This window comes from Paracoccus liaowanqingii (assembly GCF_004683865.2).
GTDB lineage: Bacteria > Pseudomonadota > Alphaproteobacteria > Rhodobacterales > Rhodobacteraceae > Paracoccus > Paracoccus liaowanqingii.
Genome location: NZ_CP040764.1, coordinates 195,567 through 212,059 on the forward strand (window position 1 = coordinate 195,567; position 16,493 = coordinate 212,059).

Sequence of the window (16,493 nt, forward strand, 5' to 3'; positions counted from 1 at the left end):
GGCGCATCCTTCGGGATGCGCCTTTTTTCGTCGGATGCCCTGCTAATCCTCGGATGCCTCGCGGGCAGCAAAAAGCCCGGCCCCGTCGCGGTGGGCCGGGCGGATCAGGGGACCCGGATCAGTTCGCCGGGGCCGGGGCCGGGTCGGCCTGCGTCGGGGATGCGGGCAGGCTGTCGCGCGGCAGCGGCGCGGGCTCGGCAGGAGCGGGCTCTGCCGCGGCAGGGGCCGGGTCGACGGCAGCAGGCGCCGGCTCCACGGCGGCGGTGGCCGCCGCCTCGAAGCGGTCGCTGTCGATGGGGCCGTCCGACACGGATCCATCGGCGGCGGCGACCCGCCAGACCGTGTTGCCTGCATCGTCCGCGACCAGCAGCGCGCCGGTCCCGTCAAGGCCCACGCCGACCGGGCGTCCGCGCACCTCGCCATCGACCAGGAAGTCGGTGACCACGTCCTGCATCATCCCGTCGGGTTCGCCATCGGTGAATGGGACGTAGGACACCTTGTAGCCATTGAAGACATCACGGTTCCAGCTGCCGCGCTGGCCCACGAAGGCGCCCGCGCCGAAGCCCTCGGGCATGGCCGAGCCGTCCGTGAAGACCAGCCCCAGGGCCGCGACATGGCTGGACAGCGCATAGTCGGGCGACAGGGCCGTCTCGACCAGATCGGGGCGGGCGGGGCGCACCCGCTCGTCCACGTGATCGCCGTAATAGCTGTAGGGCCAGCCGTAGAAGGCGCCGTCCTGCACCGAGGTCATGTAGTCCGGGACCAGATCGGGGCCCAGCTCGTCACGCTCGTTGATGACCGCCCACAGCTCGCCCGAGGTCGGGTTGAAGGTCAGCCCGTTCGGGTTGCGCAGGCCCGAGGCATAGATGCGCGAGGCCCCCGTCTCCCGGTCGATCTGCCAGATCGCGGCGCGGCCCTTCTCGGCCTCCATCCCGTTCTCGGCGGCGTTCGAGTTCGAGCCGACCGAGGCATAGAGCATTGTGCCGTCCGGGCTGAGCGCCAGGTCCTTTGTCCAGTGGTGGTTCAGCGGCCCGCCAGGCAGGGGCGCCAGGGTGGTGGGCTGGGCGGTGATCGCCGTGTCGCCCAGAACATAGGGATAGGCCTCGACCGCATCGGCGGCGGCGACATAGAGCGTGTCGTCGATCCAGGCCAGGCCGAAGGGCGAATGCAACCCGGTCAGCAGGTCGTGGCGTTCGTCCACCACGCCGTCGCGGTCGGTGTCGCGCAGCAGTGTGATCAGGTTGCTGTCCGCCTGCGGCCCGCTGCCGCCGCCCGAGGCGAAGGCCATGATCCAGCCGCGGATGTAGTCCTTGGGCCGGTATTTCGGCTTCCCCTCGGGGGCGCGGGACTGCACGACCAGCACGTCGCCGTTGGGCAGGGTGTGGACGGTGCGCGGGTTGACCAGGTCGGTGGCATAGGCGGTGATCGCCAGCCCCTCGGCCACGGTGGGGGTCTGGCCCTCGGCCCAGCCCACGACCTCGGCCACGTTCACGCTTGGCAGCAGGTTGACGAATTGCGGCTCGGGCAGGACCGGGTCGGGGCCGATCTGGCTGGCGACGTCGAAGGCATCGGCGGGCGCATCCTGCGCCATGCCCGCATGGGGCAGGGCCAGCATCAGGACGGCGCCGCCGGTCAGCAGGATCGCGCGGTGCGACAGAACAAGGGGGGTCATCATGGGGGTCGTCCTTCTCAGGCGCGGATGAGGGGGCGGCGGGCCGCGCGGCGGTTGAGCAGGGCGGCGCCCAGCATCACGAGACAGGTCACGGCGGACAGGGCGATCCCCCAGGGCATGATCGCCGTCCAGCCGTCGCCCGCATGCATCAGGCTGTTCACGAAGCCCAAAACGAGCGTCAGCACATAGAGGCCAAGGACGCCCCAGCCCGGCCGGGCGCGCTTGGTCAGCGCGCCGATGATCCAGAACAGCGCAGCGATGCCGCCCGCGATCAGGCCGAAGAACAGCAGCCAGGACGAGAAGTCCTGCCACATCAGCACAGTGGTGCGCAGATAGGCGGTGTCGGTGACCACGGTCAGCGCCAGGAAGGCGGCGGCGAAATGCGTCAGCACCACCGCTCCGGGGAAGGGTCTGGCGAGAGGCGCGCCGTCGAAGGAGGGGTTTACGGCCATGGTCTCGCTTTCCTGAATGCGTTCTGCGGCCAAGAACGGCCCCGCCGGGCGGATGTTCCGGACGATTTCGGGAAATCGTTCCGAAGCGCTCCGCACGGGGCGGGGCCGCGCGGACCCTAGGGCTGGTCGGCGGGGCCCGAGGCGCGGGCCAGAAGATCCTCGACCTGCGGGCCGATGGCCTCGACGATCTGGCGCACGCCTTCCGCGTTGGGGTGGATGCGATCCTCCTGCATCAGGTCGGACAGGGACAGCCCCTGGGTCGCCTTCTCTCCGATCGGGCCCAGGAAGTCGGGGACCAGGATCGCGTCGTGCTGGGCGGCCAGATCGACATACATCGCCTCGAAGTCGCGCTTGAAGTCGGGGCCGTAATTGCCCGGCGCGGGCAGGCCCGCCAGCAGCACGGGCACGCCCGCCGCCCCGGCGCTCTGCAGGATCGCGTCCAGATTGGCGCGGCTGGAGGCCGGGTCGATCCCGCGCAGCAGGTCGTTGCCGCCAAGCGCCACGATCATCGCGTCGGGATCCTCGGCCAGGGTCCAGTCGATGCGCGCGGCCCCCCCGGCGGTGGTGTCGCCCGACACGCCCGCATTGGTGATCTGCACCTCGTGGCCGCGCCCCTGCAGCCAGTCCTCCAGCACCGGCACGAAGCCCTCCTCCTGCGGCAGGCCGTAGCCCTGCGTCAGACTGTCGCCCATCGCGGCCAGCCGCAGCGCCTGCGCGTCAGCAGGGACTGCCCCCAGGGCCAGCAGCCCCATCACCATTGCGGCAAGGGCCCCGGTCGGGCGGTTGCCAAGCCGCGCGCGGCGCCCGTATCGTGGCCCCGAAATCCGTGCGCGGACTGTGAGGACTGACCAGATGGCCGACCCCGTGATCCGCCTGCGCGACGCGCAACTGACGCTGCAGGGCAATGCGGGGCCGGTGAACATCCTGCGCGGCATCTCGCTGGAGGTCGGGCGGGGCGAGACGGTGGGGCTGGTGGGTCCGTCGGGGTCGGGCAAATCGTCGCTCCTCATGCTGATGGGCGGTCTGGAACGCGCCAGCGGCGGCCAGGTCCATGCGCTTGGTCAGGATCTGACCGCGCTGGACGAGGACGCGCTGGCGCGCTTTCGTCTTGGCAATATGGGGGTGGTGTTCCAATCCTTCCACCTGATCCCGACGATGACCGCGCTGGAGAACGTGGCGACGCCGCTGGAACTGGCCGGACGGGCCGATGCCTTCGATCGCGCGGCGGCCGAGTTGGAGCGGGTGGGCCTGGGGGGGCGGCTGGATCACTATCCCGGCCAGCTGTCGGGGGGCGAGCAGCAGCGCGTGGCGCTGGCCCGCGCCGCAGCGCCGCGGCCCGCGATCCTGCTGGCGGACGAGCCCACCGGCAATCTGGACGGCGCGAATGGGCAGGCGATCATGGACCTGCTGTTCGGGCTGCACCGCGATCACGGCGCGACGCTGATCCTGGTCACCCACGACCCGGCGCTGGCCGAACGCTGCGACCGGGTGATCCGCCTGGATGACGGCCGCATCGCCGCAGAGCCTGCTTCCGGGCCCGCCTCCGGGGCCGCGACATGAGCCTGCGTCTGGCGGCCCGGCTGGCCCGGCGCGATCTGCGCGGGGGCTTGCGCGGCTTCTGGGTGCTGCTGACCTGTCTGGCGCTTGGGGTGGCGGCGATCACCGCCGTGGGCTCGGTCCGGGCGGCGATCCAGGCGGGGCTGACCCAGCAGGGCGCCGCCCTTCTGGGCGGCGATGCCGAGGTCAGCCTGACCTATCGCTTCGCCGATCCCGCCGAGCGCGCCTGGCTGGAGGGCCGCGCCACGACCGTCTCCGAGATCGTCGATTTCCGGTCGATGGCCGTGGTCGGGCAGGGCGACGGGGCCGAGCGCGCGCTGACCCAGGTCAAGGGCGTCGACGACGCCTATCCGCTGGAGGGCGCGCTGGTCCTGGACCCGCCGCAAGGCATCGCGGAGGCGCTTGGCCCCACGCCCGGGGGCCTGCCCGGCGGCGTCATGGCGCCGCTTCTGGCCGATAGGCTGGGGCTTGCGGTGGGCGAGGTGTTCCGGCTTGGCGTGCAGGATTTCGTGCTGACCGCCCGGCTGGTCAGCGAGCCCGACGCGGGCGCGGCCAGCTTCGGCTTCGGCCCGCGCACGCTGGTCCCGCGCGCCGCGCTGGAGGACAGCCAGCTGCTGGGCGCGGGCACGCTGTTCGACAGCCGCTATCGCCTGACCCTTCCGCCCGGCACCGACCTTGACGCGCTGCGGGACGACTGGCGCACGGATTTTGCCGACAGCGGCGCGCGCTGGCGCGACAGCCGCCGGGGCGCGCCGGGCATCGACACCTTCGTGGACCGGATCGGCGCCTTCCTGGTGCTGGTGGGCCTGACCGGGCTGGCCGTCGGCGGCGTCGGCGTCTCGGCCGCCGTGCGCGCGCATCTGGCGCGCAAGACGCAGGTGATCGCGGTCCTGAAGACGCTCGGCGCCTCGGGGCGGGTGATCTTCCAGGTCTATTTCCTGCAGGTCGGCGCGGTGGTGCTGGTCGGCGTCGCGGCGGGGCTGATCCTGGGCGCGCTGATCCCTTGGGCCCTGGCCCCCTTCCTGGCGGCGCGGCTGCCGGTGCCCGCGGTCTTCGCGCCCTATCCGGGGCCCCTGGCCGAGGCGGCGCTCTACGGCATCCTGACCGCCTTCGTCTTCACGCTGTGGCCCTTGGCCCGGGCGCGGCAGATCCGCGCGGCGACGCTGTTCCGCGACGGGGGCGGCGACGGGCAGGGCTGGCCGCAGCCGCTGTTCCTGGCGCTGATCGGGGCCGCGCTGGTCCTGCTGGTCGGGGCGGCGGCGATCTTCTCGGGCCTCTGGGGGCTGACCTTGGGCGTGGCGGGTGGCGTGGCTGCGGCCTTCGTCGTGCTGGCAGGGGCGGCGGCGTTGGTGCGCCGTGCCGCGCGCCGGGCTGGCCGGGCGCGGAGCCTGCAGGGCCGACCCGCGCTGCGGCTGGCGCTGTCGGCCATCGGCGGGCCGCGCGACGAGGCGCTGTCGGTCATCCTGTCCCTGGGGCTGGGCCTGACCGTGCTGGCCGCCGTGGGGCAGGTCGATTCGAACCTGCGCCGCGCCATCGCGACCGAGCTGCCCGACCGCGCGCCCACCTACTTCTTCCTCGACATCCAGCCCGACCAGCTGGAGGACGTGCGCACCCGCCTGACCGAGGATCCGCTGGTCTCGGACGTGCAGACCGCCCCCATGCTGCGCGGCGTCATCACCCGGATCAACGACCGCCCCGCCCGCGAGGTGGCGGGCGATCACTGGGTGCTGCGCGGCGACCGGGGCGTGACCTATGCCGCCACCCCGCCGCCCGGCACGCAGATCACCCAAGGGGAATGGTGGCCCGAGGATTACACGGGCCCGCCCCTGGCCAGCTTTTCCGACGAGATCGCGACCGAGATCGGCCTGAGCCTTGGCGACACGATCACCGTCAACATCCTGGGCCGCGACCTGACCGCCACCATCGCCAGCCTGCGCGAGGTCGATTTCTCGGATGCCGGGATCGGCTTCGTGATGGCGCTGGATCCCGCCGCCCTGCAGGGCGCGCCGCATACCCATATCGCCACGGTGCATGCAGGCCCCGAGGCCGAGGCACGGATCCTGCGCGACCTGGGCATGCGCTTTCCCAATGTCACCGCCATCCCCGTGCGCGAGGCGATCGACCGCGCCGCCGCCGCCCTGTCGGGGATCGCGGCGGCGACCTCTTGGGCGGCGGCGGCCACGCTGGTGACGGGCTTCGTCGTGCTGATCGGCGCCGCGGCGGCCGGAGAGCCCGCGCGCGTCTACGAGGCCGCAGTCCTCAAGACCCTGGGCGCCACGCGGCGGCGGATCCTGGGCAGCTTTGCCCTGCGCTCGGGGATCCTGGGGGCGGCGGCGGGGCTGGTCGCGCTGGTCGCCGGGGGGCTGGCCGGATGGGCCGTCAGCCGCTTCGTCATGCAGGTGCCGTTCCGGCTGGACCTGGGATCGGCGCTGACGATCGTGCTGGGGGGCATCCTGGTCACGCTGCTGGCCGGGCTGGCCTTCGCCTGGCGCCCGCTGGCCGCCCGCCCCGCGCAGGTGCTGCGCGGGCGGGATTGAGAAAGGGTCTGGACGCCCCTCCGATCCCGGCGGTCGGTGTCGGAGCGCCCGACACCCCCGCAGCGTGACGCACCACCTGGCCCCGCGACGCACGACAACCCCGGAGGCCGGGGTTGCTGGCAGGGCGGTCCTGTCAGGCTGTCAGCCGGTCGTCGACGCGGCGGCGGCGGGCAGTTCGATGTTGATCTCGAGACTGGACATCTGGTCGCCGCGTTCCATCCGGACCTCGACATCCTTGTCTCCGATGGGGACGTGCTTGCGGATCGCGGCCACGATGTCGCGCTGCAGCATCGGCAGGTAATCCGCCTCGGCGGTGCCGCTGCTGCTGCGCTCGTGGGCCAGAAGGATCTGCAAACGATCCTTGGCCGTGCGCGCGCTCGGGGTCGGGGGCTTCTTGCGGGCGAATCCGAACAGGTTCATGACGCACGTCCGAACAGGCGCTGGAACAGGCCCGGACGACGCTCGCCCTGCATGCGCATCTCGACCTGGGTGCCGGTCAGGCGGGACACGGCATCCTCGTAGGCCTGGGCCGCGGCCGAGGGGCCGTCCAGCACGACGGGCGTGCCCACGTTCGAGGCCTTCAGGATCGCCTTGCTTTCCGGGATCACGCCCAGAAGCGGCACGGCCAGGATCTCCAGCACGTCGGTCACGGTCATCATCTCGCCGATGTCGACGCGCGCCTGGTCATAGCGCGTGATCAGGACCTGCGCCTTGATCGGCTCGGCGCCCGCGGATTCGGCGCGGTGGGTCTGGCTGCTCAGAAGGCCCAGGATGCGGTCGCTGTCGCGCACGGACGAGACCTCGGGGTTGGTGACCACCACCGCCTCGTCGGCGAAATGCATCGCCATCTGGGCGCCATGCTCGATCCCGGCGGGGCTGTCGCAGATGATATAGTCGAACTCGGCCTTCAGCTCGGTCAGGACCTTCTCGACGCCGTCCTTGGTCAGGGCGTCCTTGTCGCGGGTCTGCGAGGTCGGCAGGATGAACAGCGTCTCGAGCCGCTTGTCCTTGATCAGCGCCTGCTTCAGCCGCGCATCGCCCTGAATCACGTTGATGAAGTCGAACACGACCCGGCGTTCGCAGCCCATGGTCATGTCCAGGTTGCGCAGGCCCACGTCGAAGTCGATCACGACCGTGCGGAAGCCCGCCTTGGCCAGCCCCGCCGAGATGGCGGCGGAGGAGGTCGTCTTGCCCACGCCCCCCTTGCCCGAAGTGACCACGATGACCCGCCCGAGGGGCGGCGTTTTCTTGGGTTCTGTCGTCATGCGATCACCTCCATGCGAAGTTTTTCATCCTCCAGGTATATATGCGTGCAGCGTTGCCGGGCGGCATCCTCCAGCGTCTCGCTGGTCCGGTAGAGACCCGCGATGGCCACCAGTTCGGCGTCCAGGCTCTGGCAGAAGATATGCGCGCTCTCGTCGCCGTGGCAGCCGGCCATGGCCCGGCCGCGCAGGGGGCCGTAGACATGGATGTTGCCCGACGCGACCAGTTCGGCCCCCGAGGCGACCGAGCCGATCACCGTCAGGTCGCCCTGATCGGCGACGATCATCTGACCCGAGCGGACCGGAGAGCGGATGACCTTGTTCTGGACGGGGGGCGGCGCGGCAACGGCAGGGGCAGCCGCCGTGGCGGCGGCGGTGGTGGCACGGGCGGGGACGCCCTCGCGCGGCAGCGGCGCGTCGCGGCCCGTCAGGACCGAGATCAGGCCCAGTTCCTGCAGGGCGGCGGCGTCGATGCCGCGTGCGCTCTGGACCCCGAAGACGCGCAGCTCGCGGGCGCGCAGGTTCTCGACCAGTTCGCGCATGCGCGACGGCTCGCTGAAGCCCGGGGCATTGATGAGGTCGATGACCACCGGTGCGCCCGCGAAGAACTGGGGCGTGCGGCGCAGCTGGTCGTCCAATTGCGCATAGAAGGCCTCGCCTGCGGCCTCGGTATCGATGCGGATGGCCAGCGCGGTCAGGAAGCGGCCGCGCACCTGGAAAGCGGCGACGGTGGCCGGCATGGGATCATGCCGCGTCCGGGCGTTCCGTTCTGACACGTCGAAACTCTGCTCCTGCTCTGTGGCGGATCGCGACTCGGCGTCGGACCGCTCTTGTTGCATGCCCCTTAATCATGAACGGACGCCCGACGAAAGACGCCCCGCGCATGTTCAGCAGGAACCTGCCGGATTTTTGGCCGTGACGATAGAGGGGTTGGGCAGAGATTGATCACCGGGAGGGGTCAGGATGGTCTTTCGGGGACCGCGCTGCTACGGATGGGGATTTTTTGATGCATAAGACAGATTATCACGAGCGTTGATTGTCGAACCGAAGTAGAATTGTCGCGAACTGGCAAAGTTGATTTGTCGCCTCTGCCCTGACCGATGATGCTCTGTGTCATCAGGTATCTGGACACGGCCGTACCCGCCGTGGCCCCTGATCAACGCGGACCTCTCCGAAGGACGGGGCTCCTACGCCATTCGGTGGGACATAGCCCCCAGGCCCCGACGCGGCGCCGCGAACTGCGCCGTGTTTCTGTCCTGTGGCAGTAGACATCCCATAACCCATTCCAGACGCCACCTCCTCGTCGCCGCTGCCCTCGCCGCAGGGTTTCTCGCCACGCTTATTCTGATGCTCACCGGCGGCGGCCTTTCGGGCGCCGAACGCCGGATCATTGACCGCATGGAGGAAGCCTCGAGCTTTGTTATGCCGACGATCTGGACACTCTCAGCGAGGTTGCCGACTGCTTGGAGGGAAAGCGGATCCGCGAGCAGATCGAAGCGCGGGGCCTTTGCCGTGATCTCAACGCAGAGGGGAACGCCTATCGTCGCGTGATACGTTGTGATGGCTGAGCGGGCCGTCGGCGCATTTCCGATTAGATTGGCAGATGCTTCGCGCAGGGTGTTTTGAAACGCCGTGCGCTCCTGACTGCCCCGCCGCTACATGGGGGCTCAAACTGAAACTGGAAATTCAAGAATATTTTAAACGCCTTTCAGTGGCAGCACGGCCTTTGCAAGACCGTCACGCTAATTTTGACGACGCAAGGGTTTTGATATTTAATTCTTTCGTTATAAATAAGCAAATATTGAAAATCGCGCATACCACAATTTGAATTCTGTTAAATTTTTGTTAGATGCAAAAAGTGTGTAAAGATGTTCCTAATTTTCAAATCCTGAAAAAAACATTAACGGTAATCATCATGCCCTTTGGAGATCCGCAGTGAAATAGAGAAATTATAAAATATTTATAAACGGAACATTTACTGAACTCCGTAATACGTTCCTCCAACGGCTCAGGCTGCTGTCGGTGAGAAGGACCCGGCCGATATTCGCGATGGTAATCAACAGAAAAAATGAACTGACGAAAACAGCCGTTCTGAACATGAAGAGAAAAATGACATCGCTGTGTCCCGTCGTCCGATAGCGAACATAACGTTCGGCTTGCCTGGCGTCTGCAGGCTGATCATCAACCTTCCGGACGGGCCTGAGCTTGGGGATTCCTTTGGGACAAACAAGGCCTTTTCAGTTTTACGCGCGTCTCCCAAACGCCATGCCATGTCGGGGGGCGAACCGTTCCGCAGCGACCTGCATGGTCCACACCGGTCGCAGGCCTTGGCTTTCGCGGCACGATCCGCACAAGGCGTCAGCTAGGCTTCTCCAGACAAAACAGCCCTCACTTGAATTGGCCCGAAACAGGCAAGGGCCTCTCGCGCGCCGCGAAGTGGGATCGGTCCGATGCGCGCGCCTGTAATAATGACCGTTCCCGCGGAGAGCTGCATGTTCTGCCCTGCGGCATGAGTCGCGAGCCAGGCAAGGAAATCTGCAGTTCCGGTCAGGGTTGGGGTCTGTTCGGTCGTGGCGACCGGCTGCCCGTCCAGAGCCAGTGTCAGGCCGAGGGGCTGGTCCAGATCGGTTCGCCAATCGGGAATAGGGTCGCCCAGCACGATGCCCGCCGAACTGAAGCAGTCAGCCATGGCCTCCAGTGGTGGCACGGATGTCCGATCATGGTAGCGGGATGAGACAATCTCGAATGCCAGCCGGACCTCGGCAACCGCCTCGAGCGCTGCATCAGGCGTGCTTCCAGCCGGCAGGTCGGCGCCGAGGATGAAGGCGGTCTCGACCTCGATCGCTGCATCTGGGGGGAGCACCGGGAGGGTGCAGCCGCTGGCCACGACTTCGCTGCCGGGCATCGCGGCCGTGTGACGGTCGCGGCCGCCCAGGAGGGCCATCTTCCAGCTGGCACGCCCTCCCAACTGGCGCGTGACCTCGGACTGCACGGCATAGGCAGCGGTCGTATCGGGAGGCGTCACGGAAAGGCCCGCGGGGCGTGGGGCTCCGGCACGAACGTCCAGCAGCACGCGCGCGGCGGCCTTCGGATCAAAGGTCGGGGTCATTCGGACATCTCCTCGATTGCGGGCATGGTTTGGCGCGGCAGGATCGCGCCGGGATGCTGGACGACTTCAGCCGCAAGGCGGGCGGCGCGTGCAATGGTATCGGCGGGCGCAAGGCCGGCCTGACGGGCCGCCAGCCAGCCGGCGTTGAAGCTGTCGCCGGCGCCGGTGGTATCGACTGCCGCCGTTCCAACGCATGCAGAAGACTGTCGCGCCCATCTGGCAGCAGCATTGCCAAGGTCACGCCCGAGAGCACCAGCGTATCTGCCTGGTCCAGCACGGCCAACTCGTCCGGGACGGCCGCCAGGCTGTGTGGTGCAAAGATCGGTGATGCCCTCCTCGGCCAATATGTCCCTCAGAAAACCGCTCATCGCGTCATCGCCCAAACGGGAGAGATCGCCGACGCTGCCGGAAGCAGTCAGCCGGGCCAGGTGGATCGCGGTGTTCAGCATGTCGCCGCCCGCACGGCGGTCGAAACATCCCGGTGTTTCGGGACTGCTGGTGACCTCGATCAGGGGTTCACCTGTGCAGAGGAACTCCATCTCAGTCCTCATACGGTGTTGGAAGGGGGCGTCCGGCGACATGCGCCGTGATATTGTCCAGAACCAGAGCGGCCATCGCGGCGCGGGCCGCATCCGTTGCCGAACCCAGATGCGGCGTCAGCACGCAGTTCGGCGCATCAATCAGGCTTTGCGGCACGTTCGGCTCGTCGTCGAAGACATCCAGCCCGGCACCATCGCTGGTGCCTGCTTGCAAGGCGCGGGCAAGTGCCCCGGCATCGACGACCGGCCCGCGGGCGACGTTCACCAGGATGCCGTCGGACCCGAGAGCCTTCAGCACGGCCTTGTCGACCAACCCGCGGGTGTCAGAACCACCTGCGGTGGTCACGAACAGCAGGTTGCAGTCGCGCGCCAATGCCTCCGCATCGGCACGAAAGCCGTCGGGGCTGTTCGGCTTTTCGGAACGCGCGGCGTAAAGAACATCCATCCCCAGACCTCGCAGTAGATCAGCAAGCCTGTGCCCGATGCGGCCATAGCCCAGAATGCCGGCGCGCCCCTGGATCACGGGCCTGCCAAGCGCGGGTTTTTCGCCCGCGGCCCATGACCCCGCCCGGACAAAGCGGTCGCCCTCGGCGATGCGGCGTCCCACGGCCAGTGCAAGACCAAGCGCCATCTCGGCCACGGCGGCGGACAGAACATCGGGTGTGGTGGTCACGCGGATGCCGCGACGGCGGGCTTGGGCCAGGTCGACCGCGTCCACGCCGACGCCATTCACGGCGATCAGCTCCAGCGCCGGCAGCCGGTCCATCTGCGCGCACGAGAGGCCCGCAGCGCCCGAAGTGAGAGCGATCCGCACATCCGTTGCAGCGTCAATATCGTAAAGAACGTCATAGTCGGCCAGCAGCCGGTCTTGCGTCTCGTCTGGCTTCAAGGAGGCAAGTGCCAGAACCTTGGGACGGTTCACGCGATCTGTCCCAGGAAATTCTGCAGACGCTCGTTCTGGGGGTTGCCGAAGAACGCCTCGGGGGCATTTTCCTCGACGATGACGCCCTTGTCCATGAAGATCACCCGGTCGGCGACAGCGCGGGCGAACTCCATCTCGTGGGTGACGCAGAGCATGGTCATCCCCTCACGGGCCAGATCGATCATCGTGTCCAGCACCTCCTTGACCATCTCGGGGTCCAGCGCGCTGGTGGGTTCGTCGAACAGCATAATGCGGGGTTTCATGCACAGCGCCCGGGCGATGGCGACGCGCTGTTGCTGGCCACCCGACAGCTGGGCGGGATACTTCTCGGCCTGCTCGGGGATCTTCACGCGCTCCAGATATTGGCGGGCCGTCGCCTCGGCCTCGGCGCGGGGGATCTTCCGGGTCTTCATCGGTGCCAGCATGCAGTTTTCCAGCACCGTCATGTGCGGAAACAGGTTGAAGGACTGGAAGACCATGCCGACATCCTTGCGAACCTTGGCCACGTTGTCGCTGCCCGTCAGCGCGATCCCGTCCACGACGATCTGGCCGGATTGGATCGCCTCCAGCTGGTTGATGGTGCGGATCAGGGTTGACTTGCCCGACCCCGAGGGACCGCAGATCACGATCCGCTCTCCGCGCTCGACGGTCAGGTCGATGTCGACGAGCGCATGGAAGGCGCCGTAATACTTGTTGACGGCGCGCATGGTGATGGCGTGTTCGGTCATCGCGGGTCCCCTTGGGAAAGGGCGCCCGGCCACAAGGGCCGGGCGCGTCCGGTCACTCCGCAGTTGCGACGAAGTCGGGCAGCGGCTCGCCCAACCATTCCTGATGGATGGCGTCCAGCGTGCCGTCGGTGCGCGCCGCGGTCACGAAGGCGTTGATTTCCTCCAGAAGCGCGTCCGAGTCCGGGGCGACGGCAATGCCCTGCACCTGACTGGACAGGTCGAACTTCTTGTCGAAGCGGTCACCTGCCACGCCCGCGATCTGGGAAAAGACCACGTTCGAGAGCCCGATTGTCTGCACCTGCCCCGACATCAGTGCCTGCACCGCGCTTGCATCGTCGTCAAAGCGGCGGATCTCGGTCCCTTCGGGCGCCACGTCGGTCACGCCTGTGTCCTGAGTGGAGGCCCGGGCGACCGCGATGGACTTGTCGGCCAGATCCTCGGGGCCCGCCACCGTCACATCGGCGCCACCATAAACGCCGATGGCAATGCCCGCATAGGGGGTCGAGAAATCCACGCGCTCGGCCCGTTCGGCGGTGATGCCAAGCGACGCGACCAGAACGTCCACCTGCCCCGACAGCAGATAGGGGATGCGGTTGGGGCCAGTGACTGGCACGATCTGCGCCTCGACCCCAAGATGTTCGGCCAGCGCCATGGCGACGTCGGCATCATAGCCATCGGGAGTGCCCGAGGCATCCTGAATGCCGAAGGGCGGGAAATCGACCAGCATGCCGATGCGGATGGTTCCCGCATCGCGAACAGCCTGAAGATCGGCAGCCAGCGCCGGGGCGGTGATCAGGGTGGTGGCCGCAAGGGCCGCGAACAGGCGACGGGTCAGTCTCATGGTCTTCTCCTCCTCGAAAAAACTCAGCGGGTGATGGCCAGGCGCATCCGGGCCTCCATCCGGCGGGCCAGCAGCGACAGCGGCCAGCACAGAATGAAATAGAGCGCGGCGACCGTGCCAAACACAAGGAAGGGCTGGAATGTCGCGTTGTTGACGATCTGGCCCGCGCGGGTCAGTTCGGTGAAGCCGATGATCGAGGCCAACGAGGTCCCCTTGATCAGCTGCACCAGAAACCCGACCGTGGGGGCGGTGGCGACGCGCATGGCCTGCGGCAGCACGACATGGCGCATCCGGTCGCGGTAGGACAGGGCCAGCGCGGTCGCGGCCTCGGACTGGCCTTGAGGGACGGCCTGGATGGCACCGCGCCAGATCTCGCCCAGAAACGCGCTGGCATGCAGCGTCAGGGCGACCGCAGCGGCCACCAGCGGGTCGATGGGCAGCCCCAGGACGGCCAGCCCGAAATAGACCAGAAACAGCTGCATCAGCAGCGGCGTGCCTTGGAAGACCTGAATGAAGGACATGGACACCAAACGCAGCGCCCGGCTGTGGGAGGTGCGCGACAACGCCAGAACAAGGCCACCTGCAGCGCCGCCGACAAAGGCAATGATCGACAGGATCAGCGTCCAGCGGATCGCCATCGCGATGAAGATCAGGTCGACGGACGAGAATTCGCGGATCATCTCAGCGCCCCGCCGGATAGTTGAAGAACACCCGCCGCAATGTCCCGAAGAGGGTCGAGAATCCCAGAGCGAGCAGAAAATACATGATCGTCAGCACCAGATAGATCTCGAAGCTGGCGAAGGTGCGCGCGTTCAGGTCCGCCCCCGCCGCCGCAAGGTCATTGGCCGAGATGACCGAGACCACGCTGGAAGTCAGCATCAGATAGATGAACTGGCTGGTCAGTGAGGGATAGATGTTGCGCAGTGCCGGCTTCAACACGACATGGCGAAAGATCTGCGTGGGCGTCAGGGCCAAGGCACGTCCCGCCTCGATCTGGCCCTGCGGAATGGATTCGATGCCCGCGCGGATGATCTCGGTCCCGTAGGCGCCGACATTGACCACCAGCGCCACCAGTGCAGCCGTATTGGGCGACATGCTGATACCAAACGCGGGCAGGCCGAAGAAGATGAAGAAGATCTGAATCAGGAACGGCGTGTTGCGGATCACTTCGACATAGACGTCGACGATCCAGCGCAGCGGCCGGATGCCCGAGGTCTTTGCGACCGCCCCCAGGATCGACACGACCAGCCCGATGGCCATGGCCGTGAACGACAGCTGGATGGTCAGCCAAGCCCCGTAGGCCAGCATGTCCAGGTTGTCGAAAACGGGCTGGAAATTGAAGCGATACATCTGCCCTCCCCTGCGGATGTGTCATTTTCCTGCGACTTAGAACGATCTAAAACGCAAACGAGCCGTGTGTCAACCTCTCTGCCCGCCGGAGCTTTCACGTGCCACCAGCCTTGGCGGCTGAACGAACCTCTCAATAGGCCGCCCGGGTTCCGCAAGCCGCCGGGTCAGCAACCGGGCAGCCTCGGTGCCGATCCGGGCGGGACACATGGCGACGCTGGTCATCGGCGGATAGGTCAGTTCCGCCAATGGCAGATCATCAAGGCCCACGACGGCGATATCCCGGCCCGGCTGTCGGTCCGCGCGGCGTAACCCCAGCATGAGTCCCGCCGCCAAGACATCGTTGAAGCACAATACCGCCGTCGGACACGACGTCAGGGCCAGCACGGCGTCGGCGGCATGGGCGGCGTCCTCCCACGTCAGGTCGGCTTCGATAATCCCCGCATCGACCGCGCCGTTTTCCGCCAGGGCCCGCGAAAAGCCCTTCAACCGTTCAGCCTTGGCCGAGGTCATTGCGCGCACCGATAGGAACGCGATATGCCGATGTCCCAAGGCAACAAGGTGCTGCAGCGCCATGCCGATGCCGGCGACATAGTCCGCGCCCGCATAATCCGTTTCCTGCCCGCCGACCTCGCGCAGGGCCTGCACCAAGGGAAGCCCCCAACGCCGCATCCGCTCCGGCAGCGCGGCATCCGTCCCCGCCGCCGGGCAGAGGATCACCCCATCCACACCGTGCCCCCTGAACCGCTGCAGGATCTCATCCTGTCGCTGCGGGTCATCCTCGCTGTTGGCCAGCAGCACGACGCGGTCCTGCTGGCGCATCACCTGCTCGACGCCCGACAAGAATTCGGTGAAGAACGAGTTCAATAGGTTCGGAACGATGACTCCCACCGTCCGGCTGCTGTTGTTGCGTAGTCGGGCGGCACCGATGTCGCGAACATAGTCGAGATCGGTCATGACTTTTTCAACCCGCAGGCGGGTGTGCTTGGCCACAAGGGGGGACCGTCGCACGACAAGCGAGACCGTCGCCCGCGAGACTCCCGCGACCAAGGCGATGTCGTAAAGCGTGGGACGTTTGGCGTTCATGAAAGCACTGCTTTTTCAGGTATGTCTCTATTGCTATCGGATCCAGGCCCGACGTTGAAGCGCTACTGGGGACCTGCCCCGACCGGTCAGCCCCATGCGATTGGCACGCATTTCTCGCCAGATCAGGCCCGAGCGTGTCAGTCGCCGGCACGACTGTCTTTTGCGAAGTATCGTGGACCCAACTCGGCTCGCAGCCCCCTTGGATAGCAGCCACACTATCTGAGAAGTCCACCGCGATTATCGGCATACTCTGGATGCAGCGACTTCGACAAACTGATTTTTCATTTGACGTGGCAACATGGAAACGAAGATCGCCGTATTTTAGTCAGTTTTTTTAATTCATTAAAATGAAAATTCTTCATATCATCGCAAAGAATTTGACTGGACCTCCCCGTTGCAGCGGCCCGTAGCTCGTAAAGCTGCTATTCTCCGAAAGGCATC

16 protein-coding genes are annotated in these 16,493 nt (G+C 67.0%); 2 read left to right on the forward strand and 14 right to left on the reverse strand.

Features of this window, described 5'->3' with window-relative positions; translation table 11 throughout:
* Positions 1-118 precede the first annotated feature (118 nt).
* The 3 genes from E4191_RS21770 to E4191_RS21780 form a co-directional block, all read right to left on the reverse strand.
* Complete coding sequence (locus E4191_RS21770; RefSeq protein ID WP_456320287.1) at positions 119-1,615, reverse strand: PQQ-dependent sugar dehydrogenase; 1,497 nt, start codon at positions 1,613-1,615, stop codon at positions 119-121.
* A gap of 74 nt (positions 1,616-1,689) precedes the next feature.
* Complete coding sequence (locus E4191_RS21775; protein ID WP_139616417.1) at positions 1,690-2,124, reverse strand: DUF2231 domain-containing protein; 435 nt, start codon at positions 2,122-2,124, stop codon at positions 1,690-1,692.
* 116 nt (positions 2,125-2,240) lie between these two features.
* Positions 2,241-2,876 (reverse strand): arylesterase, encoded by a 636-nt coding sequence (locus E4191_RS21780; RefSeq protein ID WP_139616464.1) that lies wholly within the window; start codon positions 2,874-2,876, stop codon positions 2,241-2,243.
* A gap of 100 nt (positions 2,877-2,976) precedes the next feature.
* Between E4191_RS21780 and E4191_RS21785 the strand changes: the two genes are divergently transcribed.
* On the forward strand, positions 2,977-3,684 hold the full coding sequence (locus E4191_RS21785; RefSeq protein ID WP_139616418.1) for an ABC transporter ATP-binding protein: 708 nt from the start codon (positions 2,977-2,979) through the stop codon (positions 3,682-3,684).
* A complete protein-coding gene (locus E4191_RS21790; RefSeq protein WP_139616419.1) occupies positions 3,681-6,218 on the forward strand; it encodes an ABC transporter permease in 2,538 nt (845 codons plus the stop codon). The genes E4191_RS21785 and E4191_RS21790 overlap by 4 nt, the downstream gene beginning before the upstream one ends.
* A gap of 141 nt (positions 6,219-6,359) precedes the next feature.
* Here E4191_RS21790 and minE read toward each other — a convergent pair whose 3' ends face one another.
* From minE to E4191_RS21845, 11 genes are all read right to left on the reverse strand, one after another.
* On the reverse strand, positions 6,360-6,638 hold the full coding sequence (gene minE, locus E4191_RS21795; protein WP_176562849.1) for a cell division topological specificity factor MinE: 279 nt from the start codon (positions 6,636-6,638) through the stop codon (positions 6,360-6,362).
* Entirely contained in the window at positions 6,635-7,483 is an 849-nt protein-coding gene (gene minD / locus E4191_RS21800) for a septum site-determining protein MinD (protein ID WP_135819248.1), read from the reverse strand. The genes minE and minD overlap by 4 nt, the downstream gene beginning before the upstream one ends.
* Positions 7,480-8,220 (reverse strand): septum site-determining protein MinC, encoded by a 741-nt coding sequence (minC, locus tag E4191_RS21805; protein ID WP_139616420.1) that lies wholly within the window; start codon positions 8,218-8,220, stop codon positions 7,480-7,482. Before minC ends, minD begins: the two co-directional genes overlap by 4 nt.
* Before the next feature lie 1,622 nt (positions 8,221-9,842).
* Positions 9,843-10,589: a fumarylacetoacetate hydrolase family protein gene (locus E4191_RS21810; RefSeq protein WP_139616421.1), complete on the reverse strand. Its 747-nt coding sequence runs from the start codon at positions 10,587-10,589 to the stop codon at positions 9,843-9,845.
* Positions 10,586-11,128 carry a PfkB family carbohydrate kinase gene (locus E4191_RS24655; protein WP_269436686.1) on the reverse strand — a complete coding sequence of 181 codons (543 nt, stop codon included), beginning with the start codon at positions 11,126-11,128 and terminating at the stop codon, positions 10,586-10,588. Before E4191_RS24655 ends, E4191_RS21810 begins: the two co-directional genes overlap by 4 nt.
* Before the next feature lies 1 nt (position 11,129).
* Complete coding sequence (locus E4191_RS21820; RefSeq protein WP_139616423.1) at positions 11,130-12,050, reverse strand: NAD(P)-dependent oxidoreductase; 921 nt, start codon at positions 12,048-12,050, stop codon at positions 11,130-11,132.
* Entirely contained in the window at positions 12,047-12,778 is a 732-nt protein-coding gene (locus E4191_RS21825; protein ID WP_139616424.1) for an amino acid ABC transporter ATP-binding protein, read from the reverse strand. The genes E4191_RS21820 and E4191_RS21825 overlap by 4 nt, the downstream gene beginning before the upstream one ends.
* A 52-nt stretch (positions 12,779-12,830) precedes the next feature.
* A complete protein-coding gene (locus E4191_RS21830) occupies positions 12,831-13,619 on the reverse strand; it encodes a transporter substrate-binding domain-containing protein (protein ID WP_139616425.1) in 789 nt (262 codons plus the stop codon).
* A 23-nt stretch (positions 13,620-13,642) separates the two neighbouring features.
* Positions 13,643-14,299 (reverse strand): amino acid ABC transporter permease, encoded by a 657-nt coding sequence (locus tag E4191_RS21835; RefSeq protein ID WP_139616426.1) that lies wholly within the window; start codon positions 14,297-14,299, stop codon positions 13,643-13,645.
* A 1-nt stretch (position 14,300) separates the two neighbouring features.
* A complete protein-coding gene (locus E4191_RS21840) occupies positions 14,301-14,969 on the reverse strand; it encodes an amino acid ABC transporter permease (protein ID WP_139616427.1) in 669 nt (222 codons plus the stop codon).
* Positions 14,970-15,038: 69 nt separating this feature from the next.
* On the reverse strand, positions 15,039-16,052 hold the full coding sequence (locus E4191_RS21845) for a LacI family DNA-binding transcriptional regulator (RefSeq protein ID WP_139616428.1): 1,014 nt from the start codon (positions 16,050-16,052) through the stop codon (positions 15,039-15,041).
* Positions 16,053-16,493 lie beyond the last annotated feature (441 nt).